Annotated in this window: 18 protein-coding genes; 10 read left to right on the top strand and 8 right to left on the bottom strand. The window is 71.6% G+C overall.

Features of this window, described 5'->3' with window-relative positions:
• Positions 1-238 precede the first annotated feature (238 nt).
• The 3 genes from AB0F61_RS05940 (at position 239) to AB0F61_RS05930 (ending at position 2,626) form a co-directional block, all read left to right on the top strand.
• Positions 239-469: a hypothetical protein gene (locus AB0F61_RS05940; RefSeq protein WP_357803719.1), complete on the top strand. Its 231-nt coding sequence runs from the start codon at positions 239-241 to the stop codon at positions 467-469.
• Between the two features lie 53 nt (positions 470-522).
• Positions 523-1,017, top strand: coding sequence for a PH domain-containing protein (locus AB0F61_RS05935; protein ID WP_357804103.1), 495 nt, complete (start codon positions 523-525; stop codon positions 1,015-1,017).
• Between the two features lie 166 nt (positions 1,018-1,183).
• Positions 1,184-2,626 (top strand): PH domain-containing protein, encoded by a 1,443-nt coding sequence (locus tag AB0F61_RS05930; protein ID WP_357804101.1) that lies wholly within the window; start codon positions 1,184-1,186, stop codon positions 2,624-2,626.
• Between the two features lie 6 nt (positions 2,627-2,632).
• Here the strand turns inward: AB0F61_RS05930 and AB0F61_RS05925 are convergent, their stop codons facing one another.
• Positions 2,633-3,694, bottom strand: coding sequence for a phosphatase PAP2 family protein (locus AB0F61_RS05925; RefSeq protein ID WP_357803717.1), 1,062 nt, complete (start codon positions 3,692-3,694; stop codon positions 2,633-2,635).
• 127 nt (positions 3,695-3,821) lie between these two features.
• Here AB0F61_RS05925 and AB0F61_RS05920 point away from each other — a divergent pair, with 127 nt between their 5' ends.
• Positions 3,822-4,226 (top strand): hotdog domain-containing protein, encoded by a 405-nt coding sequence (locus AB0F61_RS05920; protein ID WP_357803715.1) that lies wholly within the window; start codon positions 3,822-3,824, stop codon positions 4,224-4,226.
• The gene (locus AB0F61_RS05915; RefSeq protein ID WP_357803713.1) at positions 4,223-5,053 is read left to right on the top strand and encodes an MBL fold metallo-hydrolase; all 831 of its coding nucleotides are present in this window, start codon (positions 4,223-4,225) and stop codon (positions 5,051-5,053) included. Before AB0F61_RS05920 ends, AB0F61_RS05915 begins: the two co-directional genes overlap by 4 nt.
• Here the strand turns inward: AB0F61_RS05915 and AB0F61_RS05910 are convergent.
• Together AB0F61_RS05910 and AB0F61_RS05905 are read right to left on the bottom strand one after the other, a co-directional pair.
• Complete coding sequence (locus tag AB0F61_RS05910; RefSeq protein ID WP_357803711.1) at positions 5,050-5,985, bottom strand: PfkB family carbohydrate kinase; 936 nt, start codon at positions 5,983-5,985, stop codon at positions 5,050-5,052. The two genes, AB0F61_RS05915 and AB0F61_RS05910, sit on opposite strands and share 4 nt — an antisense overlap.
• Before the next feature lie 116 nt (positions 5,986-6,101).
• The gene (locus tag AB0F61_RS05905; protein WP_357803709.1) at positions 6,102-7,253 is read right to left on the bottom strand and encodes an XdhC/CoxI family protein; all 1,152 of its coding nucleotides are present in this window, start codon (positions 7,251-7,253) and stop codon (positions 6,102-6,104) included.
• Positions 7,254-7,647: 394 nt separating this feature from the next.
• Between AB0F61_RS05905 and AB0F61_RS05900 the strand changes: the two genes are divergently transcribed.
• Positions 7,648-8,745, top strand: coding sequence for a lytic polysaccharide monooxygenase (locus AB0F61_RS05900; RefSeq protein ID WP_357804098.1), 1,098 nt, complete (start codon positions 7,648-7,650; stop codon positions 8,743-8,745).
• A gap of 81 nt (positions 8,746-8,826) precedes the next feature.
• On the opposite strand, the gene asnB is transcribed toward AB0F61_RS05900, so the two are convergent.
• On the bottom strand, positions 8,827-10,788 hold the full coding sequence (asnB, locus tag AB0F61_RS05895; protein WP_088951893.1) for an asparagine synthase (glutamine-hydrolyzing): 1,962 nt from the start codon (positions 10,786-10,788) through the stop codon (positions 8,827-8,829).
• A 132-nt stretch (positions 10,789-10,920) separates the two neighbouring features.
• On the opposite strand from asnB, the gene AB0F61_RS05890 reads away from it, so the two are divergent.
• From AB0F61_RS05890 to AB0F61_RS05880, 3 genes are all read left to right on the top strand, one after another.
• Positions 10,921-12,402: an aminopeptidase P family protein gene (locus AB0F61_RS05890; RefSeq protein ID WP_357803708.1), complete on the top strand. Its 1,482-nt coding sequence runs from the start codon at positions 10,921-10,923 to the stop codon at positions 12,400-12,402.
• Between the two features lie 513 nt (positions 12,403-12,915).
• Positions 12,916-15,084: a right-handed parallel beta-helix repeat-containing protein gene (locus AB0F61_RS05885; protein WP_357803706.1), complete on the top strand. Its 2,169-nt coding sequence runs from the start codon at positions 12,916-12,918 to the stop codon at positions 15,082-15,084.
• A 302-nt stretch (positions 15,085-15,386) separates the two neighbouring features.
• Positions 15,387-17,063 (top strand): hypothetical protein, encoded by a 1,677-nt coding sequence (locus AB0F61_RS05880; protein ID WP_357803704.1) that lies wholly within the window; start codon positions 15,387-15,389, stop codon positions 17,061-17,063.
• An 84-nt stretch (positions 17,064-17,147) separates the two neighbouring features.
• Here AB0F61_RS05880 and pulA read toward each other — a convergent pair whose 3' ends face one another.
• The 4 genes from pulA to AB0F61_RS05860 form a co-directional block, all read right to left on the bottom strand.
• On the bottom strand, positions 17,148-22,643 hold the full coding sequence (gene pulA / locus AB0F61_RS05875; protein WP_357803702.1) for a pullulanase-type alpha-1,6-glucosidase: 5,496 nt from the start codon (positions 22,641-22,643) through the stop codon (positions 17,148-17,150).
• Positions 22,644-22,764: 121 nt separating this feature from the next.
• Positions 22,765-23,451 carry a cellulose binding domain-containing protein gene (locus AB0F61_RS05870; protein WP_357803700.1) on the bottom strand — a complete coding sequence of 229 codons (687 nt, stop codon included), beginning with the start codon at positions 23,449-23,451 and terminating at the stop codon, positions 22,765-22,767.
• Between the two features lie 98 nt (positions 23,452-23,549).
• On the bottom strand, positions 23,550-24,230 hold the full coding sequence (locus AB0F61_RS05865; RefSeq protein WP_357803698.1) for a hypothetical protein: 681 nt from the start codon (positions 24,228-24,230) through the stop codon (positions 23,550-23,552).
• A 147-nt stretch (positions 24,231-24,377) separates the two neighbouring features.
• Positions 24,378-25,133, bottom strand: a complete 756-nt coding sequence (locus AB0F61_RS05860) for a hypothetical protein (protein WP_357803696.1) — start codon at positions 25,131-25,133, stop codon at positions 24,378-24,380.
• Between the two features lie 19 nt (positions 25,134-25,152).
• Between AB0F61_RS05860 and AB0F61_RS05855 the strand changes: the two genes are divergently transcribed.
• Positions 25,153-25,341: a hypothetical protein gene (locus AB0F61_RS05855; protein ID WP_357803694.1), complete on the top strand. Its 189-nt coding sequence runs from the start codon at positions 25,153-25,155 to the stop codon at positions 25,339-25,341.
• Positions 25,342-25,560: the final 219 nt, after the last annotated feature.

Genomic DNA, 25,560 nt, shown 5'->3' with positions numbered 1-25,560 from the left:
TCCTCCACAGCGTTTGTCGGTCGTCGCGGCTTGTGCGGTATCAAGACTCGCATGCCTTGCTGAGTGTCGAGGTGGGGAGAAGCCGATTTTCGCCGCGCCGCCCCCAGCAGCAGAATCGCCCGACGAGGGTGTACAAGGACCGGCCTGCCGCGTGTACGATTCACCCCGTCGCCGGGCGGCTCCCCCCGTGGTCGCCCGGCGATCAAACTTTCCGCGCGGCCACCCTAGACTGGCCCGGATGAGCATCCCCTCCAGCGCCGACGACGCCCTTGTCTGCTCGGCCCGCGGCTGTCGGGCCGCCGCTGTCTGGGCCCTGGAGTGGAACAATCCCCGGTTGCACAACGCCGATCGGCGCAAGACCTGGCTGGCGTGTGCCGAACACCGGACCAGCCTCGGTGACTTCCTGGACGCTCGCGGCTTCCTGCGTGGCGTCACTGCGGTGCCCGGATCGCCTACGCTCGACACGTGAGCACCCCCGGCGCCCCACCGCCTCCCGGATCCGAAGCCTCGACGGCCACCCCGGTGGGCCGAGGGCCGCTGGAGCCCTGGCCCGACACGGTCCACTGGCAGCCGATCTCCACCGACCTGATCTGGGTGGAGCTGATCCGGCTGGCGGTCGTGGTCGCCATCGGGCTCGCGGGGACCGGGGTCGGCTGGGCGTTGAGCGGCCACTGGTCGTTCGGGCTCGCCGTCGCCGTCGTGCTGGTGCTCGGCGGGTGGCGGGCTGTCGCGATCGTCCGCGCGGTCCGGGCCTGGGGGTACGCCGAACGAGACAGCGACCTGCTGGTCCGGCACGGGCTGCTGGTCCGCCGGCTCTCCATCGTCCCGTATTCGCGGATGCAGTTCGTCGACGTCAGCGCGGGGCCGTTGGAGCGCGCCTTCGACCTTGCCACAGTGCAGTTGCACACGGCCGCGGCGGCGAGCGACGCCCGGGTGCCCGGGCTGCGCCCGGCGGAGGCGTCCCGGCTCCGTGACCGGCTCACCGCGCTCGGCGAGGACCGGGCGGAGGGCCTGTGAACGCTGGAGCGGGGTGGCGCTGCGGGCCGTACCGGGACAGACCTGGCAGGTCCGGCGCGGAGCACCGGCCGGGCCGGGGGCCGGCCCGATGAGCGACGGTCCCGCCGAGCCGAGCACCGTGCCACCCGCCGACGCGGCGCCGCACGGGCCGGTGCGACCAGCCGACATGGCACCGCACGGGCCGGTGCCGTCGGCGGAGCCCGCCGCCTGGCCGGCGCCCCCGGGCGAGGGCGAGCCCCGGCAGCGACTGCATCCGCTCAGCCCACTGCTGCACGGTGCCAAGTCCCTGGCCGTGGTCATCGCCGGGTTGTCCTGGTCGACGCTGTCCCGGGTGGGCTTCGGCTGGTTCGCCGCCATGGTGGCGGTGCTGGCGCTCGGCGCGACAGTGCTGTCGGTGATCAGCTGGTACAACACCGGCTACCACGTGGTGGGCCGCGAACTGCGGGTGTACGAGGGGCTGCTCTGGCGGCGCACCCGGGCCATCCCGTTGGAGCGACTGCAGGCCGTCGAGGTGGTCCGGCCACTGCTGGCCCAGCTCAGCGGCCTGGCCGAGTTGCGGCTGGAGGTGGTCGGCGGCGGCAAGACCGAGGCGCCACTGGCGTACCTCGGGGTGGCCGACGCGGCCCGGTTGCGCGAGCGGCTGCTGGCGCTGGCCGGGCGGGTGACGCAGCCGACCGGGCCGGGCCACGCGACGCCCGCGGTGGTCCCGGGCGCGGCGGCGTCACCGGTGACGGCCGCGCCGGGCCGGCCACTGCACGCGGTACGCAACCAGAACCTGCTGGTCAGCCAACTGCTCACCCCGCAGGCGTTCCTGCTCCCGTTCGGGGTGGCCTTCGTCGTGGTGCAGTTCGTCACCGCGGGGTCGTGGTCGTTCGTCGCGGTGGCGAGCACGCTCACCGCGATGGCGGGCGTGCTGCTGCAACCGGTCCGCCGGGTCCTCGACGACTGGAACTTCCGGCTGGCCCGCGACGGCGGCACGCTGCGGGTGCACAACGGTCTGCTGGAGACGCGGGCGCAGGCCGTGCCGCTGGCGCGGGTGCAGACCGTGCGGGCCACCTGGCCGCTGCTCTGGCGGGTGAACGGCTGGCTGCGGCTGCGCCTGGAGGTGGCGGGGTATTCCCTCGCCGACGCCGACGACCGCAACCGGCCCGACCGGTTGCTGCCGGTCGGTGACCTGCCGACGGCGACGATGATCGTCGCCGAGGTGCTGCCCGGGGTCCGCCTCGACACCCTGGTGCTCACCCCGCCACCGACCCGCACCCGATGGCTGCACCCGCTGGGCCGTCGCGCGTTCGGCGCGGGGCTGTTCGAGGGGGTGTTCGCCACCCGGTCCGGGAGGCTCACCCGGCAGTTGGTGATCCTGCCGTACGCCCGCATCCAGAGTGTGCGGGTGGTGCAGGGGCCGGTGCAGCGCCGCCTGGGGCTGGCCTCCGTGCACGCCGACACCGCTGGCGGTTCCGGTGCCACCGCCCAGGACCGCGACCTGGCCGAGGCGTGGGCGATGGCAGCCGAGCTGAACGCCCGCGCCCACCGCGCCCAGCACCCCGCCCCGCTGCCCCCCGATGATCAGGACGTTGTCGCCCGGTCCCCTGGGCCGGAGGGGCGGTAACCTCCGTCAGCGATCGGCGGGGATCGCCGGGTGGTCGGCGGCAGCGGTCGCGCCGTCGGGGGCGACGGCCCGCTCGGGTGGTGCCCCGGTGGCCGGCTTCGCCTCGACCCGCGGGTGACGCACCCGCCAGGCGGCCCAGCCGCGCTCGGCCAATCCGACCACCAGGAAGGTCAACCCCACGTACGTCCAGCCGACAAGCACGTCGATCACGTAGTGCTCACCCGAGTAGACCAGGGTGAAGGTCATCGCCAGCGGGTACGCGAGCAGCAGCGGCCACCAGCGGCGGCGGGTGGTGGTCAGGAAGAACAGCACCACGAACAGCGCCCACGCGGTGTGCAGCGACGGCATCGCGGCGACCGGGTTGGAGGCGATCTGACCGGCGTTGAGCACGTTGCCGGCACCGTGCATGCCGAACGCCTTCCAACCCCGGGTGGAGATCCGGGCGACCTCGGTGAGCAGCCCGTTCTGCGCCGCCCACCAGGGCGGGGCGGCCGGGTAGGCGAAGTAGGTCACCAGGCCGGCGGCGCAGAGGAAACCCCAACGCCGCATGTACGCCGCCCAGCGGTGCCGGTCCCGTAGCCAGAGCACCGCGGCGGCGGTCAACGCCACCACGAAGTGCGAGAAGTACACCCAGCTCGCCGCGACGTCCCACCAGTGCACCTGCGGGTGGTAGAGGTGCTGCTGCAACCAGATGGTGGGCACCTCGCCGCCGGTGGCCCAGCCCAACATGAACCGGTCGGCGACGATCAGCTCCATCGCGTGCGGTGTGGCCCCGTTGTCGGCGAACCCGCGCGAGAGGTTGTAGACGACGAACAGCAGCACCACCGGCACCCAGTCCCGGGCGAAGCGCAGATGACTGCGCCACGGCCGGTCGCTGTTCCAGGCGATGGTCGCGAGCCAGATCCAGACGAAGGCGTACGCGGGGTCGGTGGGCAGCCCGATCGCCAGCCACGCGGCGACGAAGGTGACCGCCCACACGCTCATGGCGACGACACGCCGACGACCCCCGTCGCCGGACGCGGGCGGGTCGGTCCGGGCGGGGGGCTGGGGGTCAGTCACGACGGCCATCGTCGTCAAGGTTAACGACGGGTACGGCATCGACCGACGGGGACCACCCGCCGGCCGTTCGGGGTGGGTGCGCCCGGATCACCGGGCGCGTGCCCGACACCTGCGGTGAGCACCTAGGCTGACGACCATGCAGGAGCAGCCCGAGCCGGCCTTCGCGCCGGGTCTGACCGCCCAGGTCGAGTTGACAGTCACCGACGCGGACACCGCCCAGGCGGTCGGTTCCGGGGACGTACCGGTGCTGGGCACTCCCCGGGTGCTCGCGCTGGCCGAGGCCGCCACCGTCGCGGCGACGGCGACCGGGATGCCGGCGGGGTCGACGACCGTGGGGACGCGTGTCGAGCTGGAGCACCTGGCCCCGACAGTGGTCGGTCGGACGGTCCGGGCCCAGGCCCTGCTGGCGACGGTCGACGGCCGCCGACTGTCGTTCGAGGTCACGGTCAGCGACGGTGACCAGACGGTGGCCCGGGGCCGGGTGGACCGGATCCTGGTGGACCGGCAACGCTTCGTCGAGCGCGCCGGGCGGTCGTCGTGAGCACCGGTTTCGTCGAGGTCGCCGACCGGGTGCACGTGCTTCGCGAACCACTGCTGCGGGTCAACGTCACACTTGTCGTCGGTGACGACGAGGCGCTCCTGGTGGACACGCTCTCCTCGGCCGCTCAGGCCGCCGAGCTGGCCGCCGCCGTCCGGGCGGTCACCGACCGCCCGTTGACAATTGTCAACACCCACCACCACTACGACCACTGCTTCGGCAACGCCGTCCTGGCCGGCGACCCGCCCCGCCCGGTGTACGCGCACGAACTGGCCGCCGCAGCGCTGCGCACCGACCCGGAGCGGCTGCGCCGGGAGGCGTACGCGGAGCTGCGCGAGGAGCATCCGGCGCTCGCCGCCGAGCTGGTCGACACCCCACTGCTCGCCCCGACGCACACGGTGCACACCGAGACGTCGCTCGACCTGGGTGGCCGGCGGGTGCTGCTGCGTCACCCGGGGCGGGGGCACACCGACGCGGACCTGGTGGTGCACGTGCCGGACGCCGACGTGCTCGTCGCCGGGGACCTGGTGGAGCAGAGCGGGCCGCCCGCCTTCGAGGACGCGTACCCCCTGCGGTGGCCGGACGCGGTCGCGGACCTGCTGCGGCTGACCACCGCGCGCACGGTGGTGGTGCCGGGTCACGGCGATCCGGTGGACGTCGAGTTCGTCCGCGCCCAACACGCCGACCTGGTGAGGTTGGCCTGGCTGATCCGGGCCGCGCACACCGGCGGCGCGCCGCCGGAGAGGGTGGCCGCGGAGGCTCCCTTCGGCGCCCGCGCCGCGCTTGTCGCCGCCCGGCGCGGCTACCGCGAACTCGACGGTGAGGGCTAGGCCGGAAAGCGACGTTCGACGTCGGCGCGGGTGGGCATGGCGGTGGCACCGCCGGGCCTTTCGCAGACCAGGCCCGCGACCCGCAGCGCGAACGCGACCCGCTCGACCCAACCTTGCGGGGAGTCCGGTTCGCCGTCGTTGAGCAGGTCGGCGACGAGCGCGGCCAGCACCGAGTCACCGGCGCCGGTGGCGTCGACCGCGTCGACCTTCGGGGCCGGTACCCGGACCGGGTCGGCGTCGGCGGCGGCCAGCACCGCGCCGGCCGCGCCGAGCGTCACCACCACCGTGGCGGCGCCCAGCTCGCGCAGGTACGCGGCCACCCCCTCGACCGGTTCACCCGGGTAGAGCAGCCCGGCGTCGGCGGCGCTCAGCTTGACCAGGTGCGCGCCGGCGGCGAACTCGGCCACCACCTGGCGTAGCCCGTCCAGCGCGGCAGGCCCGGCGAGCAGTCGGGGGCGCACGTTCGGGTCGAACACCCGCAGACCGGTGGCGAGCGACCAGGCACGCCGGGCGGCGGCCAGCGTGCCGGGCTGGAGCAGCGCGATCGAGCCGCAGGAGAGCACGTCGGCGCCCTCCACCAGCGCGAGATCCAGATCGTCGGGGCCGAGCAGGCCGTAGGACGCCGGTTCGCCGTAGAAGCGGAAGTCGGGTTCCGGTCCGGCGTACGTGACCACCGCGAGCGTGGTCGGCGCGGGCACCGTCACCGCACCGGCCACCCCGACGTCGGCCGCGGTCAGGAAGGCGCGGATCCGGCCGCCCAACGCGTCGTCGCCGAGGGAACCGACGAACTGTGCCGCACCGCCGAGGCGGGCCACCCCGACGGCGACGTTGAGCGGCCCGCCGCCGATCGCCTGCCGGTAGACCCGCTCCCCGTCGCGCTCGCTGTCGAGCAGGTCGACGAGCGCCTCGCCGAGCACCACCGCGTACCCCATGCCGATCCTCTCGTCGTCACCAACCACCGGCCGTCGCCAGCCGAGCCGGTCGCCGTGCCACCAGGCTGGCACAGCGCGCGGCCCGGTGGGCGCCGAAGGCGGCGCACGGGCGCGCGCTAACCCGGCCGGTGGATCGCCCCGTCGAGCGCCGCCAGCGGACGACCACTGCCGCCCCAGCGGGCCGCGACGATCTGCGCGGCCACGCTCACCGCGGTCTCCTCCGGGGTACGACCACCGAGGTCCAACCCGATCGGGGAGGCGAGCCGGGCGAGCTGCGCCGCACTGAGCCCCGCCTCGCGCAGCAGCTTGTGCCGCTCGTCGTGGGTGCGCCGCGAACCCATCGCGCCGACGTACGCCAACCGGTGGCGCAACGCCAGCTCCAGCACCGGCACGTCGAACTTCGGATCGTGGGTGAGGACGCACACCACCGTCCGCCCGTCGGCCCGGCCCGCGTCCAACTCCGTCCGCAGGTAGCGGTGCGGCCACTGCACCACCACCTCGTCGGCCTCGGGAAAGCGCCGTGCGGTGGTGAAGACCCCGCGGGCGTCGCAGACGGTGACCCGGTAGCCGAGGAACGCACCGATCCGGGCCACCGCGGCGGCGAAGTCGATCGCCCCGAAGACGATCATCCGTGGTGCGGTGGCGTACGCGGTCACGAAGAGGCTGATGCCGCTGCCGCGCCGCTGCCCGTGGTAGCCGTACCGGAGCATCCCGCTGTGCCCGGCGGCGAGCAGCCCGAGGGCGTCGACGCGGGCGGCGTCGTCGAGCCGGTCGTCACCGAGCGAGCCGATGGGCCGCTGGCCGGTCAGCACCAGGCGTCGGCCCAGTCGCCGCGCCGGATCGGTCGGCACCGCGCCCGGTGGGTCGCCGGCATCGGCGGCCACGCAGGTGACCACTGCCGCCGGTTGGCCGCCTCGGCGGGCGGCGGCGACCGCCGCCAGCCCCGGCAGGGCGCTGGCGTCGACACGCTCCACGAACACGTCGAGGATGCCACCGCAGGTCAGACCCACGGCGTACGCGTCGTCGTCGCTGACGCCGTAGCGGATCAGCTCGGCCGCGCCCGTGTCGAGCACGCGGCGGGACCGTTCGTAGAGGTCCGCCTCGACGCAGCCGCCGGAGACGCTGCCGGTGACCGTGCCGTCGACCGCCACCGCCATGGTCGCGCCGGGCGGCTGCGGCGCGGAGTGCCAGGTGTCCACGACGGTGGCCAGCGTGACCGGTTCACCGGCGCGGCACCGGCGGAGCACCTCGTCGAATACCTCCGGCACCGGTCGCCGCCTCTCCGTTCCGCCGTCCCCGTCCGCAGGATATGGCGTGCGACGGCGGCCGGTGGGTCAACTCATCCATCGAGGTTCAGCTATTGCGCCGCGACGGCGTGGCGTGATGGGATGACGGGTACCGGGCGGTGCGAGGGCTGCCGCGCCACCGGTTGCCGGGTTCGACACACGCGAGGGCGCCGGTCCCTGACAGGACCGTTGATGGCACGCGTCCACCGGCTGGTCTCCCGCCGGGGCACGTCGCCGTGATCGTCGCACCGCTCACTTCAGCGGGGCGAGCAGGCCACGTCCCACCCGATTGCGGCGGGGCGGCTCGGGCGGCACGCCTCGCGAGTCAGGAGAACCCGTGAACCGTTCCCGTACGGCCGCGTTGCTCACCGCGGCCATGACCCTCGCGCTGGGCGCTGTCGCCCTGGCGTCCAGTCCCCAGCCGGCCGCCGCGCACGGCGCGGCGATGACCCCGGGCAGCCGTACCTACCTGTGCTGGCAGGACGGCCGCAGCCAGACCGGTGAGATCAGGCCGAACAACCCCGCGTGCTCCGCCGCGGTGGCGCAGAGCGGGGCGAACTCGCTCTACAACTGGTTCAGCGTGCTGCGCTCCGACGCCGGTGGCCGGACCACCGGCTTCATCCCGGACGGGCAGTTGTGCAGCGGCGGCAACACCGGCTTCCGCGGCTACGACCTGCCCCGCACCGACTGGCCGCTCACCCACCTGACCTCCGGGGCCCGGCTGGACTTCAAGTACAGCAACTGGGCACACCACCCGGGCACGTTCTACTTCTACGTGACCAAGGACAGTTGGAGCCCGACCCGGGCGCTGGCCTGGAGTGACCTGGAGGAGCCGTTCCTCACGGTGACCAACCCGCCGCAGCGCGGCGCGGTCGGCACCAACGACGGGCACTACTACTTCAGCGGCAACCTGCCGTCGGGCAAGAGCGGCCGGCACATCATCTACTCCCGCTGGGTGCGCTCGGACTCGCAGGAGAACTTCTTCGGCTGCTCCGACGTGACCTTCGACGGCGGCAGCGGTCAGGTGACCGGGGTGGGTCCGGGTACCGGTTCGCCGTCACCGGACCCGACCACGCCGCCGCCGAACCCGACGACCCCGCCGCCGAACCCGACCACCCCTCCGCCGAACCCGACCACGCCGCCGCCGAACCCGACCACCCCTCCGCCGGGCGGTGACTGCATGGCGGTCTACAAGGTGAGCAGCACGTGGCAGGGCGGCTTCCAGGGCGAAGTCACGATCATGAACCACGGCAGTACGCCGTTCTCCGGCTGGACCGCGAGTTGGAGCTGGCCCAACGGGCAGTCGATAAGTCAGATCTGGGGTGCCACCCAGACGTCGTCCGGCTCGTCGGTGACGGCGACGAACGTCAATTACAACGGCACGATCGCACCGGAGGGCACCACCACGTTCGGCTTCCTGGCCAGCACCACAGGAACGAACGGAATACCCACTGTCACCTGCGCCCGCCGCTAACCACCACCAGCTAGTCGATCAAGAGGTTTGCGTCACCGAGGCAGCTCCCCGGTGACGCAAACCTCTTGGTCACCGTGGGTGTCAGCGGACCATGGAACCGACCACCGGCTTCGTGAGCAGGGCGGACTGGTTGCGCTGGATGCCCGGGTCGAGGGTCTTCGCCACGAAGATGGCGTGCCAGATGCAGAAGATCAGCACCGTCCACACCTTGCGGGAGTGGTCGGCCTCCTCCCGCTTGTGCTCGTCGAGCAGCCGCAGCGCGTACGACAGGTCGAGCAGGTCACCCGCGCCGGAGGTGCTCAGCACGTGCCGGGCCCACTCGTACATCTCGCCGCGCAGCCAGACCCGGGTGGGGGTCGGGAAGCCCAACTTCTTGCGGTTGACGATGGCCGGCGGCACCACACCCTGCAACGCCTGACGCATCGCGTACTTCGTGGCGTCGGAGCGCGGCGGCAGCTTCAGGTCCACCGGGATCTTCGCCGCGACGTCGAAGACCTCACGGTCGAGGAACGGCACCCGCACCTCCAGCGAGTGCGACATCGAGATCCGGTCGGCCTTGACCAGGATGTCGCCGCGCAGCCAGGTGTAGAGATCGACGTACTGCATCTTGGTGACGTCGTCCAACTCCGTGCACTCGGCGTAGATCGGGGCGGTGACGTCGGTGTAGCGCACCGAGGGGTCGTAGCGGCGCATCAGGTGCTGCTTCTCCTCCTCGGTGAACATCCGCGCGTTGCCGTAGTAGCGCTCCTCGATCGGGGTGGTGCCACGCTCCAGGAAGCTCTTGCCCTTGACGCCCTGCGGGATCGCCTTGGAGACCGCGCGCAGGCCCTTCTGCACCCCGCCGGGCAGACCGTTGACGGTCCCGAGCGACAGCGGCTCCCGGTAGATCGTGTAACCGCCGAAGAACTCGTCCGCGCCCTCACCGGAGAGCACCACAGTGACGTGCTCGGCGGCCTTCTTCGCCACGAAGTAGAGCGGCACCAGCGCCGGGTCGGCCACCGGGTCGTCCAGGTGCCAGACGATCTTCGGCAGCGCGTCGATCATGTCCTGCGGACCGATCTTGGTGGGGATGGTGGTGACGTCCAGGTGCCGCGCCGACTCCTGGGCGACGTCGATCTCCGAATATCCCGGCACGTCGTAGCCGACGGTGAAGGTGAGGATGTTCGGGTTGAACTCCCGGGCCAGCGCCACCACCGCCGTCGAGTCGATGCCGCTGGACAGGAACGAGCCCACCGGCACGTCGGAGCGCATGTGCATGCGCACGCTCTCGCGCAGCGTCTCCCGGATCTCGTGGTACAGCTTCTGCTCGTCGTCGACCGGCGCCGGCCGGAACACCGGCCGGTACCACCGGCGTACGTCGATGCGCCCACCCGGGGTCCAGTTCAGGTACTCCCCCGAGCCGATCCGGCTGATGCCCTTGTGCAGGGTGCCGGGCTCCGGGACGTACTGCAACGTCAGGTAGTGACTCAGGTTGGCCGTGTCGACACCCGCGTCGCCCTGGTAGTTGCTGTGCGCGAACGGCAGCAGCGCCTTCTTCTCCGACGCCAGGTAGAGGCCGTCGGCGGTCTCCAGGTAGTGCATGGGCTTGATGCCGAAGTAGTCGCGGGCACCGAACGCGCGCCGCTCCTGCCGGTCCCAGATGACGAAGGCGAACATGCCCCGCAGCCGGGTGAGCACCTGCTCGCCCCAGAAGTGGTAGCCCGCCACGATCACCTCGCCGTCGCCGGCGGTGGCGAACTGCGCGCCGAAGTTCCTGATCAACTCCTCGCGCAGCTCGATGTAGTTGTAGATCTCACCGTTGAAGGTGAGCAGGTAACGACCGTTCGCGTAGGGCAGCGGCTCGTGGCTCGACGCGACGTCGATGATGGCCAGCCGCTTGTGGGCGAACACGCCGTCCGCGTACCGGCCGGAAGCGTCGCCGACCACCTCGACCCCGGTCTCGTCGGGGCCGCGGTGGTGCAGGCATTCCAACGCTCCGGCGATGTGGTCGCGATGCGCGGCGGCGTTGCCGTTCGCGCTGAAGAAGGCCAGAAGTCCGCACATGGAGGCCATCTTTCCACGCGCGCTGTCGGCCCTTGCAGCCGTCCGTCGATCCGCCCGGCTCCCGGGGGCGTCAGCGCGAACCGGGACGCGCGGTACCGTCGGGATCAGCAACGAAGCGGAGGGAGCGGCGCAATGACCGAGGGACAAACCGACGGTACGCCGACGGACGGCACGGAATCGCACGATCCGGACTTCCCGGAGGCGTTCCTGTCCTTCATGCGGCAGGGCTGGCACGACACCGCGCTCCCCGTGGCGCCCCGGCCGGAGACGCCCAACTACGCCAAGCGGCGTGCCGCGCTCTCCGCCGCCTTCCCCGGCGAGACGCTTGTCATCCCCACCGGCACCGAGAAGGTCCGGGCCAACGACACCGACTACCCGTTCCGGCCGGGCAGTGACTTCGCCTACCTGACCGGCGACCACGACGCCGACAGCGTGCTGGTGCTGCGCCCCAACGGCTCCGGGCACGACGCGACGCTGTACATGCGGCCCCGCTCGTCCCGGGAGACCGACGAGTTCTTCCGCAGCCGCAACGGCGAGCTGTGGGTGGGCCGGCGGCACACCCTCGGCGAGAAGTCGACCGAGCTGGGCCTGCCCACCGCCGACCTGACCGGCCTGGAGGCGACACTCGCCGACCTGGCGCCGGGGCGTACCCGGGTGTTGCGCGGTTTCGACGCCCAGGTGGACGCGGCCGTCCGTGCCTACGACGGGCCGCGCGCCGAGGGTCAGCCGGCCCGCGACCGGGAGCTGGCCATCGCCATCTCGGAGATGAAGCTGGTCAAGGACGAGTGGGAGATCGGCCAACTCCAGGACGCGATCGACGCCACCGTACGCGGCTTCGAGGACGTGGCCCGGATCCTCCCGGCCGACCGTGCCGTCTCCGAGCGGCTGCTGGAGGGTGTCTTCGCGCTGCGGGCCCGCCACGACGGCAACGACGTCGGGTACAGCTCGATCGTCGGCGCCGGCGAGCACGCCACGATCCTGCACTGGGTGCACAACCACGGCGCCACCCGGCCGGGTGACCTGCTGCTGATGGACATGGGCGTCGAGGGCCGCAACCTCTACACCGCCGACGTGACCCGGGTGCTGCCGGTCAACGGGCGGTTCACCGCCCTGCAACGCCAGGTCTACGACATCGTGTACGCCTCGCAGCAGGCCGGCATCGAGGCCATCCGCCCCGGGGTGAAGTTCAAGGACGTCCACCTGACCTGCATGCGGGTGCTCGCCGAAGGCCTGTCCGAGCTGGGCCTGCTGCCGGTCAGCTTGGACGAGGCGATGGACGAGAAGTCGACGGTCTACCGGCGGTGGACCCTGCACGGCTTCGGCCACATGCTCGGCATCGACGTGCACGACTGCTCCAACGCCCGCAAGGAGACCTACCGCGACGGCGCGCTGGGCGAGGGCTACGTGCTCACCGTCGAGCCCGGTCTGTACTTCCAGCCGGAGGACGAGCTGGTCCCCGCCGAGCTGCGCGGCGTCGGCATCCGGATCGAGGACGACGTACTTGTCACCGCGACCGGCGCGGTGAACCTGTCGGCCGGGCTGCCACGCACCTCCGACGAGGTGGAGACCTGGCTGGCCGAGCAGCGCGAGGCCGGCCCCCGCCTGCCCGGCTGACCGCCGCACCAACCCGCACCGCACCGGCGTCGCCGCCAGCCGACCAACGGCCCGGCGGCGTCGGTGCGGCCTGTCGACCAAGCCCTCCGGCCCAGCCCAGCGGGCTCCGCCGCCGCCTGGCACCGGCCCAGCGCCCATCCACCGCCACCTGGCACCCGCCAGCGCCCATCCATAGCCGCCTGGCACCCGCCCAGCGCCCATCCCGGGCCGCCGGGCATCGGCCGACCCCACCCGGAGGCGGTCGACCAAGACCCACCCCCGTGATCCACTCGCCTTCACGGAAAACGCGCTGTCCAGGCCTACGGATACCGCGCTATCCAGGAACCCGAGTGGATCACCCCCCGGCACGCCCCGGCGCGGCCCTGGACGCTGGCGGTGGGCGCTGGCGGTGGGCGCTGGCGGGGGACGGCACGTAGGCCGGATAGGCGATGTCCGTTCCCGCGATGGCGGTGACATTCACCCGGCAGACTTGGCGTTTGCGCTGCTCACGCCCTTTTCGCCGCCCCGGCCGCCTTGCCCGACCTCATCCGGCCTGCGCCAAATGTGGGGTTATCTCGGATACGTCCTCGTCGCGAAGATGGTTCTCATACGGTGGGGATCAGAGGCTGCAACCCATTTGTAGCTGGTCGTGGCGCCTCAGGCGATGCGACCCCGTCTGGTAGCAGGAGAGGGCGGAAGGCTCTGATGTCCAACGACGTAACGAGTACCGACGGCGGGGCCTCGACGGCTCCGCCGACACGACGACGGCGGGCTCTCTGGGTCGCCGGCGTGGCCGGGCTGACAGGTGTGGTCGGCCTGGCGGCCCTCGGCGGCGTGGCCGCCAGGGATGACAAGCCCAAATCCGACCAGGTCTCCGACGCGCAGCCGTCGACCAACCGGCAGACCGTCAGCGACGCCGGCGGCGCGGACGAAGGCGCCGCGAAGGAAGCCGACGCTCGGGACGACGAGTGGAGCGGCGACGACTGGAGCGGCTTCGACGACCGGTCCGGCAAGGACGACAAGCGCGAGGACGGCAAACGCCAGGACGACAAACGCCAGGACGACAAACGCCAGGACGACAAGCGCGAGGACGACAAGCGCGACGAAAAGGACCGCACCAAGCAGGTCCCGTGCGACACCGACAGGCTGATCCAGGCGATCACGTTCGCCAACAACGAGAACGGTGGCGTGCTGGAACTGGCCAAGGGCTGCACCTACACGCTGACCCGCAACCAGGACGGCAACGGCCTGCCGGTGATCACCGAGAACATCACCCTCAAGGGTGAGCACACCACGATCGGCCGTGAGGCTACCGCCGACTACTTCCGCATCCTCAACGTCGGCCCCGGCGGACGCCTCACCCTCAAGGGCCTGAGCATCAGGGGCGGCCAGACCCTTCAGGCATCGGTGACCGCCGACCCGACGACGGTCTGGGCACCGTACTCGGCCCCGGTCCGGTCGGTCGCGGCCGGTGCGGCAGCCAAGCCGGCGGTCACGACCGCACCCGGCGGCACGCCGACCACCGCACCCGAACCGGGCGTCGCGGCAGCCAAGCCTGCGGCCGCAACGGCAGCCAAGCCCGCCGCCGCAACGGCAGCCAAGCCCGCCGCGGCAACGGCAGCAAAGCCTGCGGCGACCACGGCGATCAAGCCAACCGCGGCCAAGCCGAAGGCGGCCAAGGCTGCGGGTGATGCCAAGGCGACAGCAGCCAAGCCGGCTGATGCCAAGGCCGCAGCAGCCAAGGCGGCAGCAGCGGCAATGGCAGTCAAGCCGGTAGCCGTGGTGGCGAAGCCGGTGTCGGCCGGGCCGGCGGTCGTGCCGCTGGTGGAGGAGCCGGGGTTCAACGACGGCGCCGGGGTGCTGGTGCAGCCCGGTGGACGGGCGGAGATCCTGGACAGCGAGCTGCTCTACAACCAGTCCGGTGGCAACGGCGGCGGGTTGGCCAACTTCGGCAGCACCAGGCTCAGCAAGACGACGGTCGCGCACAACACCGCCTTCTTCTTCGGCGGCGGCATCTTCAACGCCGGCCTGCTTCAGGTCGACGAGTCGAAGGTCAATGACAACACCGGGATCATCGGTGGCGGTGGCATCTCCAACGGGGCGGCCTCGATCTTCACCGAGGACGTCGACGGTGGCTCGGTCTGGGTCTACAAGAGCGAGGTGACCGACAACGAGACGCTCGGCTTCGGCGGCGGCGTCCTGGATGTCGAGGGCACCACGACCCTGCACGAGACCACGGTCAGCGGCAACACCGCGGTGCTCGACGGTGGTGGCGTCGCGGTGGCCGACAGCCAGCTCACCCTCAAGGACGCCACGGTGTCCAGGAACAGCGCCGCTCGCGACGGCGGCGGCCTGGCCGTGACCAACGACAGCGTGGCGACGATCGAGAACAGCAGGATCAAGGACAACACCGCGGGGTTCTCCGGTGGCGGCCTCTTCAACGACGACAGCGTCACCACGCTGCGCGACAGCGAGGTGGTGGGCAACCGGGCCGTCGGTCCGTTCGGCCGTGGCGGCGGCATCGTCAACGGCGAGGGAAGCGAGGTCAGGCTCCACCGGACGACGGTGGCGCACAACTTCTCCACCCTCTCGCCGGGGGGCATCTTCAACAGCATCGGCGGCACCGTGACGCTTGACGACAAGTCCGCGGTCACTGCCAACCGTCCGGACAACTGCTTCAACGTTTCGGACTGCTTCGCCTGACCGGGTGGGGCTGAACCACATAGAGAGGTACGCCCCTCCGTGCCGTCGCCGGCTCGGAGGGGCGTACCCGTTTTGGCAGGTCAAGAGGGGTCTACGACCGTCCTGGGCGGCTGTCGACCCGGCGGGGTGTCCCGGCCTCTCCAGACGCAACATGAACCTAATGTGGGGTTCTTTCGGATAAGCCCGCGAGGCGAGGAACCTTCTCATACGGTGTTTTTGGGAGCTACAACCGATTTGTAGCAGGGGACGCCCGTCTGACGGCGGCGACCCTGTCTGGTACGAGGAGAGGGCAGAGAGCTCCGATGTCCAACTACCTAACGAACAACGAAGCCTCCGGGCGGGCGACGGCCAAGCGCCGCCGCAAGCTCTGGCTCGCCAGTGGCGTGGCCGGTTTGACGGGCGTGATCAGTCTCGCGGCGGTGGGCGTCGCGGGCAGCGCCGGAGCGGTCGGCCTGAACTGGAACACCGCACAGGTCAGCAAGGACGGCGACCACCGGGGTGACGAGGGGCGCGACCGGGACAACGACAAGAACCGGGACCACGACAACAACAAGGACCGGGACAACAACAAGGACCGGGACAAGGACAAGGACCGGGACAAGGACCGCGAGCGCGGGAAGGAGGTGCCCTGCGACACCGACAAGCTGATCCAGGCGATCGTGTTCGCCAACAACAAGCACGGCGGTGTGCTGGAGCTGGCCAAGGGCTGCACCTACAACCTGAGCCGCAACGACTACGAGGGCAACGGCCTCCCGGTGATCACCGAGAACATCACCCTCAAGGGTGAGCACACCACGATCTCCCGGGAAGCCACTGCGGACTACTTCCGCATCCTCAACGTCGGCCCCGGCGGTCACCTCACGATCAAGGGCCTGACCATCAAGGGCGGGCAGACCCTCGAGCTGTACAACGCCGTCGAGCCGGCGGCGGTCTGGGCGGCCTACTCGGACTCCGAGACGATCGCCGCGCAGGTGAAGGCCGGCACCCCGCTGGCCCAGGCGCTCAGCACCCGACAGGCCAACCCGAAGGCGGGCCTGAAGGCCGCGCCGAAGGTCACCCCGAAGGTCACGCCGGGCGTCGTCACGCCGCTCGTCGAGGAACCGGACGAGAACGACGGTGGCGGCATCCTGGTCCAGCCGGGCGGCACCGCCGAGATCCTGGACTCCGAGGTCGTCCTCAACCAGTCCGGCGGCAACGGCGGTGGTGTGGCCAACTTCGGCACCACGAAGATCTGGCACAGCACCGTCACCCGTAACACCTCCTTCTTCTTCGGTGGCGGTGTCTTCAACGCCGGCCTGCTCAGCGTCGAGGACTCGAAGATCGCCGACAACACCGCCGTCATCGGTGGTGGCGGTATCTCCAACGGCGCCGCGGAGATCTTCACCGACGACGTCGACGGCGGAACGGTCGAGCTCAAGAAGGCCGAGATCACCGACAACGAGACGCTGGGCTTCGGCGGCGGCTACCTCGACATCGAGGGCAACACCACGGCGTACGAGACGAAGTTCGCCTCGAACACCGCGGTCCTCGCCGGCGGCGGCCTCGCGGCGGCGGACAGCCAGCTCAACCTGCACCACGTCTCGATCGAGAAGAACAGCACCGCCGGTGTCGGTGGTGGTGTGGCCATCGCCTTCGACAGCGCTGTCACGTTCGAGCAGAGCAGCATCAAGGACAACACCGCAGGCTTCTTCGGCGGCGGGCTCTTCAACGCGGGCAGCATCACCACGCTGCGCGACAGCGAGGTCGTCGGCAACCGGGCCATCGGCCCGATCGGGGTCGGCGGCGGCATCTTCAACATCTTCGGCGAGATCAACCTGTCGAAGACGAAGGTCGCCCACAACTTCTCCACCTTCGAGCCGGGCGGTGTCTTCAGCTTCTTCGGTCCGGTGAACGTGGACGACAAGTCCGCCATCACCGCGAACCGCCCGACCAACTGCCTGGCCATTCCGGGCGGCGCCATCGAGAACTGCTTCGCCTGATCGCCCTCGGGTGACGACGGTGTAGCGACAGCACGACGGACCGGCCCCCTTCCGCACCACGCGGAAGGGGGCCGGTTCACGTCACTACCTCTGCACGAACACCGCCACGCTGCGCGCCGGGACGCTGAACGTGCCGGCCGCCCGGTCGAACGAGGCGGTACGCAGCACCGGATCGGCCGAGTCGACAAGCACCGGGTGCAGGGCCACGTCCGCACCGCGCAGGTCGGTCACCGTCTGCTTCGCCGTGGACGGGGTGCCGTTGAAGACCACTGTCACCGACTTCCACGACCCGCCCAGCCCGCGGGCGTCCAGCGTCATGGTCAGCACGCCCGGCGTCTCCTGCTCCCCGGACAGCGGGAACGCCACCCGCCGCTGCACCTGCTCGGCGGTGTCCAGCCCGAACACCGGCGACGACGCCCGGATGCGCAGCAGCTCGGCGTACCGGGCGTCCGTGGTGGTGATCGCCGCGCAGTCCGGCACCAACGCCGGGTCCGCCAGCAGGGGCTTCGCGTACGGCCACTTGTCCTCGTTGTCGGGCGCGGGCGGCAGACCGGCCCCGAACCCGTTGCCCCGCTCGCAGCCCCAGCGGATCTGGTTGAACCAGTCACCGGAGTTGAACGAGTTGCGGTCCAGCGACTTCGACCGCAGCCGCTCGCTGCCGGCGGTGACGAACCCGGTGCCCTGTCCCAGCACCACAGTGCCCAGTGCCAGCACCTGCATCCGGGAACGGTCCGCCGCCGAGGTGGCCTGCGGCAGTTTGTACGCCAGCGCGTCGTACAGGATCTCGTTGTCGTGCGCGTCGACGTAGGTGACGGCCTCCCCCGGCGCGGCGGTGTAGCCGGCCGGGGAGCCGTTGTAGTCCACCTGCGCCCCGGTGACCTGCCGCCCGGCGGTGTCGGTGAACCGGTACCCGCGCAGGTTGCCGGTCAGACCCACCTTGATCAGGTCGTGGGCGTGCAGCAGCCGGGCCTTCTGTTCGGCCGGTGACCCGTTGATCTCGTCGCCGTTCGGGTCGGTGTAGAGCCCGGAGGCGAAGCCCTGCACGCGGGGGTTGGCGTCGAACGGCCCGCCGCCGCGCACCGCGTCGCGCAGCCTGTCGTTGAAGGTGCCGATGCCGGTGCCGGCCATGTTGGCCTGGGTGGCCTGGACGAACCGGGCGTCGTTGGCGACCTCGCCGAAGTTCCACCCCTCGCCGTAGAGCATGATCGCCTTGCCGTCCACACCGTCGCGGGCGACGGTGAGCCGGTCCAGGGCGCTGCGGACGGCCAGGATGTTCGCCTTCGGGTGGTGACCCATCAGGTCGAACCGGAAACCGTCCACCCGGTACTGCCGCGCCCAGGTGACAAGCGAGTCGACGACCAGCTTGCCCATCATGGCGTGCTCCGGGGCCGTGTTGGCGCAGCAGGTGGAGTTGGCCACAGCGCCGTCCTCCAGCAGCCGGTGGTAGTAGCCGGGCACGATCTGGTCGAGCACCGACGTCGCGTCGGTGCCGGCCGCCGACGTGTGGTTGTAGACCACGTCCATGACCACCCGCAGCCCGACGCCGTTCACCCCGGCGACCATCCGCCGGAACTCGGTGGTCCGCGCCGCACCGGCCGGGTCGACGGCGTAGCCGCCCTCCGGCACGGTGTAGTGCAACGGGTCGTACCCCCAGTTGTAGCCGTCGGTGTCGGCGACCGCCGCCACGCACTTCTGCTGCTCCGCGGAGTCCGGCGGCAGCGCGGCCAGGTCGCAGGCGGGCTGACGCTGGTCGGCCCGCCGCTCCGGGATGGTGGCGAAGTCGAACGCCGGCAGCAGGTGCAGGTGGGTGACACCGGCGTCGCCGAGCGCCTTCAGGTGGGTCATCCCGGCGGTCGCCGGGTCGGTGAAGGCGAGGAACGTCCCCCGCCGCTCGGCCGGCACGGTCTCGTCGGCGATGGAGAAGTCCCGCACCGACAGCTCGCTGATCTGCGCCCTCGCCGGGGGCACCGGAGCCGGTTTGCGCAGCGTCCGCCAGCCCGCCGGGGCCAGCGCCGGGTCGTTCAGGTCGACGAGCTGGCTGTGGGTGGAGTTCGCCGCCAGGGCCACCGAGTACGGGTCGGTCACCACGGCGGTGACCATCTTCTGCGCGGCGGGCTGCCACGCCCGCACCTCGTACCGGTAGTACCTGCCGACCCAGGCGGAGGTGCCGCGCGCCGACCAGACGCCGGTGCGGTCGTCGCGGTGCATCGGCACGGTCCGGGGCGACGCGGTGGGCGAGTCGAACAACTGCAACCGCACGGTCCGGGCGGTCGGCGCCCACAGCGCGACGCTCGGCGTCCGGCCGACGAACGTCGGGCCGAGGGCGGCGTCGGTGGCCCGGGAGTACACGTCGTCGAGCACCCCGGGGATCTGCACACCCGTCGCCGCGAGCAGGGCACCCGCCGCGTCCCGCTCGGTCACCAGCACCTGCCCCCGCAGCGCCGCTGGGACCTTCGCCAGGTCGCCCCGGTCCAGCGTGAAGCTGCGGTACGACCACAGGTGCGGGAACCGCGCGCGCTGAGCCTCGGTGAGCCCGTTGCGCTGCGCCCGCAGCGACAACGTGGTGTACGTCCCGGTCAGCTCCCCGTCGACCACGCCGACCCCACCCTCGGGCGCGACGACGAGCGCGTACGTCCTGCCGTCGGTCGGCGGGGTCTGCCACGCGACGGTGGACCGGTCGATCCAGTGTGCCCTCTGCTTACTGATGTCGGTGTCCCCGTTGACGCTGGTGGCCGTCGTCGGCAGCAACCGGCCCGGCGTGGCGGCGAGCAGCCACACCTCCCGGCCCGCGCCGGCGAGGTCGAGCCGCTGATCGTCGGGCAGGTCCTTGGTGTCGCCCTGGTGGATGATGTAGTTCAGCCCGGTCGCACCGGCCGCCAGCGGCACCCGGAACATCGCCCCGAACGCGTCGACCGACGTCGGCCGCAGCGGCGTCGACCACTCGGTCGGGTTGGCCGCGCCGTCCCACACGTGCAGGCCCCAGCCGTCGTAGGTGTTGTCGGCCCGCCGGTAGTGGATCACGGCGGTGCCCTCCTCGACCGGCGGGTCCGGCTCACCGGTGGCCGCCTGCCGGCTCGGGTAGATCGCCGGGTCTCCCTGTTTCAGCCAGATCTCCCCGGTGGACGTGACGTCGATGCTGCGGTCCTGGGCGACGTCCTTCGTGCCAGCCTTGTCGACAACCAGGAAGTTCACCGACGTCGCGCCCGGCTTGAGTTTCACCCACGCGAATCGGCCGTACGCGTCCTCCCCCGCGAACGGCTGCCCCTTGGGCCACTCGGTGACGTACGCCGGGTCGAGGTCACCCCAGGCGTACAGCCCCCAGGCGTCGTATCCGCCTGCGGGGCGCTGGTAGTGCACCACCGCCCACTCCCGGGACCCGCCCAGCGGGGGCGTCCCCACGGTGGCGGTGGACCGGGCGGTCGCGGTACGGCCCCGACCGTCGCGGACCACCGCCTTGTACTCGACGCGGGTGCCGCCGGCCAGGCCGGTCAGGTCGTGCTGCACGGTGTACGGCGCGTGGTCGGCGCTGCCCAGCAACGTCCACCGGCCACCCGCGACCCGGGCGGCGACGGTGACGGTGGCGAGGGGGTCACCTGTCACCTGGGCGGTGACCGCGGCCCGGGTGGCGACCGGCGCGTCCGGGGCGGGGGCGGTGATGGTGATGGTGGGCGTGCCGGCCGCCTGCGCGATGGGGGTGCCGGCCCGGTACACCACCGCCGACAGCGGCGGCACTGTCACTGTCAGCCTCCCGTCGCCGCCGGCCTGTTCGCCGCCCGTGCCGCCGTAGATGCCGGTGAAGGTGGCGCCGGCCGACCAGGTGTCCACCGTGACAGTCTGCGCGGTGTCGGCGTTGTTCACCGCCACCACGTACTCGGTGCGGTCGGCGGGGGCGATCCGGGACGCGGCGAACACCCCCGGCCCATCGGCGGCGTACCGGGTGACCTGCACGCCGTCGCGCAGAGCCGGATGCGCCTGGCGCAGCCGGCCCAGTTCGGCGATGGTCCGGTACAGCGGGTGACCGGTGTCGAACTGGTCGCTGGCGTGGGTGCGGTCGGTGCCGAGCAGGTCGTCGTCGAGGTAGTCGGGCACCTTCGACGCGAACATGTCCTGCCGGGCGTCCTTGTCCCCACCGGGGCCGGTGAAGCCCTGCTCGTCGCCGGAGTAGATCACCGGTTGGCCGCGCGTCAGGAACATCAACTGGTGCGCGAGCTGGTCGCGGCGCAGGTGGCTGGCCGGGTCGGTGCCGCCACCGGCGATGAACGATCCGATCCGGCCCATGTCGTGGTTGCCGAGGAAGGTGGGCGACCGGCCGGCATCGGTGTCCCGGGCGGCGTAGAGGTCGTCGCGGGCGTACACGTCGGCGAGCGCCTTCGCCGAGCCGGCACCGGCGGTGTAGCCGCGCGCGGCCTCCTGGAAGGCGAAGTCGAGGGTGGCCGGCAGCCCACCCTGCCGCACATAGCGGGAGCTGATCTCCGGGTCGGCGCTGTACACCTCACCGAACATGAAGAAGTCCTTCTTGCCGGCCTTCTCGGCAGCCCGCTCGATGCCCTGGCTGAACTGCGGCCAGAACTCCATGTTGACGTGCTTCACCGTGTCCAACCGGAACCCGTCGACGCCGAGCGCGCCGATCCAGTCCCCGTACGCCTTGGTCATCCCCCGGACCACCTCGGGACGCTCGGTCCACAGGTCGTCGAGGCCGAAGAAGTCGCCGTACTCGCTGTTCTCGCCCGCGAAGGTCGAGTCACCCCGGTTGTGGTACATGGTCGCGTCGTTCAGCCACGCCGGGACCTTGACGCTCGCGTCACCCGGCTCGGCAAAGACCGGGGTGTACGGTCCGGACGCCTCGTTCACCTGCGGGAACGCGCGACTGCCGTCGGCGTAGTTGCGGTCCTCGAACGCCCGCCCCTGCGCGTCGGTGTACGGCGAGGTCGCCTTGTCCACGTACGCGTACTTGTCCTCGGCGTACTTGATGACGTCGGCGGTGTGGTTGACGATCACATCGAGGTAGATCTTGATGCCGCGCCGGTGGGCGAGCGTGACCAGCCGCTTCATCTCCTCGTTGGTGCCGAAGTGCGGGTCCACCTGGGTGAAGTCGGTGATCCAGTAGCCGTGGTAGCCGGCCGAGATGTCGTTGCCGGCACCCTGCACCGGCCGGTTCTTGAAGACCGGGGCGAGCCAGATGGCGGTGGTGCCCATCCCCTGGATGTAGTCAAGCTTGTCGATGACGCCCTTGAGGTCACCGCCGTGGTAGAAGCCCTTGTCGGTCGGGTCGAGCCCGGTCCGCAACCGGTCACCGGCCAGGCCGCCCCGGTCGTTGCGGGGGTCACCGTTGGCGAACCGGTCCGGCAGCACGAAGTAGAACTGCTCGGCCCGCGCCGAGTTGCCGCCCGCCTTCAGCAGCGCCTCGGCGGTGGGTTCGGCACGCCACTGCGCCGCACCGCCCACGGCGGGCGGGGCGCTGTCGGACGACCGGGGAGCGGCGGCGGCCGGGAACGTGGCGACCGGAGCGCCGACGAGAGTGAGGGTGAGCAGGGGGACGAGGGCCAGCAGGGCGGTGCGCGGTATCGGCGGGGGTTTCATCGACGCCTTCCTCTGGTCGCTGATTGGCCGCACGCTAACCCTTGCCGAAACATTCTGCAATGCCTTGCAAACACGGTCGTAACACAGCAGCATCCTTGCGGAAGAGCCGTGCTCGCCTCGGTCAGAACCCGCCGCAGCGCACCCCGTCGACAGTGCACTCCCGCGGGGTGCTGGAGGTCCGCTCCATGTGGAACCGCAACGACACCGAACCACCGGGCCGCACATCCACCCCACTGACGTACGTGAAACCGTCCCCGGACTGACGAAGCGTCCCCTGTGGCACGCCCTCCACCCAGGCGGTCACCAACCGCCCACCGGAGAACCCCAACCTGACCGTCCAACCACGACTCTCGGCCGACCGGTTGACCATCGACACCTCGCCGATGAAACCCCCGTCGAAGCTCTGCACCACCCGGTACCGCCCGCTCATCGCCGGCTGCCCCTGCGGAGCCCGACTCGGCGCCAGCGTCACCACCGGCCCACCCCCCGGCGCGCCGACCGACGGTGACCGCGACCCGGCCGTGGCGCTCGACGGCAGCCCGCTCGCCCGCCCGGACAACCCCGGCCGCACCGGCGGAGGCGACGACGCCGGGCCGGGAGCGCTCGACGCACCCACCCCCGTGGGCAGCGGCAACACCGGCGGCACCGGCGCGCGGTCCGGCGCGGGACTACGCCCCCGGTACGCGCCGAGGGCCACGAAGAGCAGGACCACCATCACGAGGACACCAGCGCCCACCACGATCCAGGGCGACGACACGATCGCAGCCGGACCGTGCGACAGTCGCGGGGCACGACGCATGCCGGACATGTACCTCCCTCAGCGCACCGTCCGGGCAGCCTAGCGATCGGCGGCCGGAGCCGAAAGCGCCGACGACACGCCCCGCCGCACCCCCGGCCCGACCCGGCTCAGCCGAACCGGCAGTCGACCCCGTTGATCGTGCACCGCAGCGGCCGCTGCGCCGACTCACCCCAGCCGACGCGCAACCGCAGCGTCCGGGAGTCACCCGAGGCCAGCGAACTGGTGCCGCGCACCACGAACTGGCCGTTCCCACGACCGCGCACCGAAACACCCGAGTCGTCAGCGACCCGCAGAGCCCACAGGTCGTCGTCGAACGTCAACTCCACCAGCCAGTCCATCGACCGACTCGACTCGTTCGCGATCGACAGCACGGCCGCGTCGCCGTCCCAGCCGTTCGTGCCGACCTGGTACCGGGCACTGACCGTGCCGCCCGCGGGCGAGGCCGGTGCCGCCGGAGCGCTCGTTCGCGGCGGCGTCGGTGAACTGGTCACCGTGGCCCGGGGCGACGGCGCCCGACTACTGCGCGACGGCCGCGGCGACACCGAGCGGCGCTCCACCGCGGCCGGAGTCGGCCCACCGGTGGCCGACGCGGCGGCGGGCACCGTCGGCAGGAACACCGAAGGCGCGGCCTGCGGCGGAGCGTCCCGCTCCCTGGTCCGGAACGACAGCAACGCGATCACCAGGAGCACCACCAGCGCACACACACCGAGCAGCACCACGATCCACGGCATCGATGCCAACACCCGCGCCGCTCGTGACCCTGCCGCACCGTCCGGCCGCACCGCCATCAGGTCTCCCCTCGTCCCCACCGACGCGACAGCGTAGCCAGCACCGCCCCCACCGCAAACCCAGCGGGTACGGATCGGGCCGACCGGCCGGCAAGCCACGGAAAACGGTTCGACCCAACCGACGATCCCGGTCGGTCGGCGCACACCTCAGCGCGGCGGCACCCGCACCTCGATCTCGGCACCCAGTCGGGCATCCCCGCCCAGCCCCAGGTCGTCCCCGCTCCAGAACCGCCCCGGGTCGTACCAGTTCGGACGCCGGCCCGCCGGCAGCAACCCCATCGCCTCGTAGGTCACCGCCACCACCTCGGCGCAGTACGCCGTCTCCAGCGCCCGGTCCCGCTCCCCCGCAGACGCGCTCGGGCTAGCCGTGGCCGGGGTTTGCGTGGCCGGGGTTTGCGTGGCCGGGGTTGCCGTGGCCCGGGTTGCCGTGGCCCGGGTTGCCGTGGCCGGCCGAAGTGCCGGTCGACCCAGCCGGGGCAGCGACGGCACCCGGCCACGCACCCAGCGCCACGCCAACTGGGCCGTCGACGGAAACGGCGTGCCGTCCAACCGCGCGATCGTCCGCAGCACCGCCCGCTCCATCTCCCCGTCGGCCGGCGGGTCGAGCTGCCGCAGCCAGGCCCGTTGGCCGTAACGGTTGGCCCAGACGCAGACCGCGTCCCGCAGGTCATGCAGTTGGACGCCGCGCTGGTGGGTGCCCGACCACAGATCCGGCAACGACCTGCCCAACTCCGCGTGCCACATCAACGGGGGCATGTCGTCAAGCACCACCGCCATCCCGACATGGTTGACCGGGCTGTTGGTGGTGAACTGGATCGCCCGGTCCGGCACGCTGCGCCCCCGGAACACCCACACGTCGCCGGTGCGGGTCAGCTCGACGGCCTCATCCAGGCTGATGCTCATGAGGGACTAGCCTAGGCCGATGCGGCAAGGATTGCGGTGGTGGAAAATCCTCGGGCTGGCCGGCCTCGCTGGCGTGGCGGCCTCCGGCGTGGTCATCGCGCGGGCCGAACGGCGTCGACGCGCGTACACCCCGGAGGAGATCCGACAGCGCCTACGGGAACGCCACGCCCAGGCTGGCGACGCCGCAAAGCCGGCAGACGGCGCCTGACCCCCCCCTCCCCAGTGGATCATCGCTGCGTGAGGTGACATCGGGGCGCGGCGGGGTTCCAGGCTCGCGTGATCGCGCCGGATCCTGGTTGTAGTGGCCTCGTGGCGTGGGGAGGGGCCTGTTTCCTGGATCGAGCACGATCATGCGGGCCACGAGGTGCCGTACCGCGCGTTGTCTCCTGACCGGGTCAGTCCGCACGATGCCCTGCCCCTGCCCCTG

Source organism: Micromonospora sp. NPDC023888 (assembly GCF_040639415.1).
Classification (GTDB): Bacteria; Actinomycetota; Actinomycetes; order Mycobacteriales; family Micromonosporaceae; genus Micromonospora.
Note: the sequence above shows the minus strand (reverse complement) of the source record. Positions and strands in the feature narration are given on the sequence as shown.

Bases quoted from the DNA above. Each gene is read 5' to 3' on its own strand.
- AB0F61_RS05920 (WP_357803715.1), top strand. From the start codon at position 3,822: ATGCAGGAGCAGCCCGAGCCGGCCTTCGCGCCGGGTCTGACCGCCCAG.
- AB0F61_RS05930 (WP_357804101.1), top strand. From the start codon at position 1,184: ATGGCACCGCACGGGCCGGTGCCGTCGGCGGAGCCCGCCGCCTGGCCG.
- pulA (WP_357803702.1), bottom strand. From the start codon at position 22,643: ATGAAACCCCCGCCGATACCGCGCACCGCCCTGCTGGCCCTCGTCCCC.
- AB0F61_RS05870 (WP_357803700.1), bottom strand. From the start codon at position 23,451: ATGTCCGGCATGCGTCGTGCCCCGCGACTGTCGCACGGTCCGGCTGCG.
- AB0F61_RS05880 (WP_357803704.1), top strand. From the start codon at position 15,387: ATGTCCAACTACCTAACGAACAACGAAGCCTCCGGGCGGGCGACGGCC.
- AB0F61_RS05890 (WP_357803708.1), top strand. From the start codon at position 10,921: ATGACCGAGGGACAAACCGACGGTACGCCGACGGACGGCACGGAATCG.
- AB0F61_RS05910 (WP_357803711.1), bottom strand. From the start codon at position 5,985: ATGGGGTACGCGGTGGTGCTCGGCGAGGCGCTCGTCGACCTGCTCGAC.
- AB0F61_RS05855 (WP_357803694.1), top strand. From the start codon at position 25,153: ATGCGGCAAGGATTGCGGTGGTGGAAAATCCTCGGGCTGGCCGGCCTC.
- AB0F61_RS05940 (WP_357803719.1), top strand. From the start codon at position 239: ATGAGCATCCCCTCCAGCGCCGACGACGCCCTTGTCTGCTCGGCCCGC.
- AB0F61_RS05925 (WP_357803717.1), bottom strand. From the start codon at position 3,694: ATGGCCGTCGTGACTGACCCCCAGCCCCCCGCCCGGACCGACCCGCCC.
- AB0F61_RS05865 (WP_357803698.1), bottom strand. From the start codon at position 24,230: ATGGCGGTGCGGCCGGACGGTGCGGCAGGGTCACGAGCGGCGCGGGTG.
- AB0F61_RS05900 (WP_357804098.1), top strand. From the start codon at position 7,648: ATGACCCTCGCGCTGGGCGCTGTCGCCCTGGCGTCCAGTCCCCAGCCG.
- asnB (WP_088951893.1), bottom strand. From the start codon at position 10,788: ATGTGCGGACTTCTGGCCTTCTTCAGCGCGAACGGCAACGCCGCCGCG.
- AB0F61_RS05860 (WP_357803696.1), bottom strand. From the start codon at position 25,133: ATGAGCATCAGCCTGGATGAGGCCGTCGAGCTGACCCGCACCGGCGAC.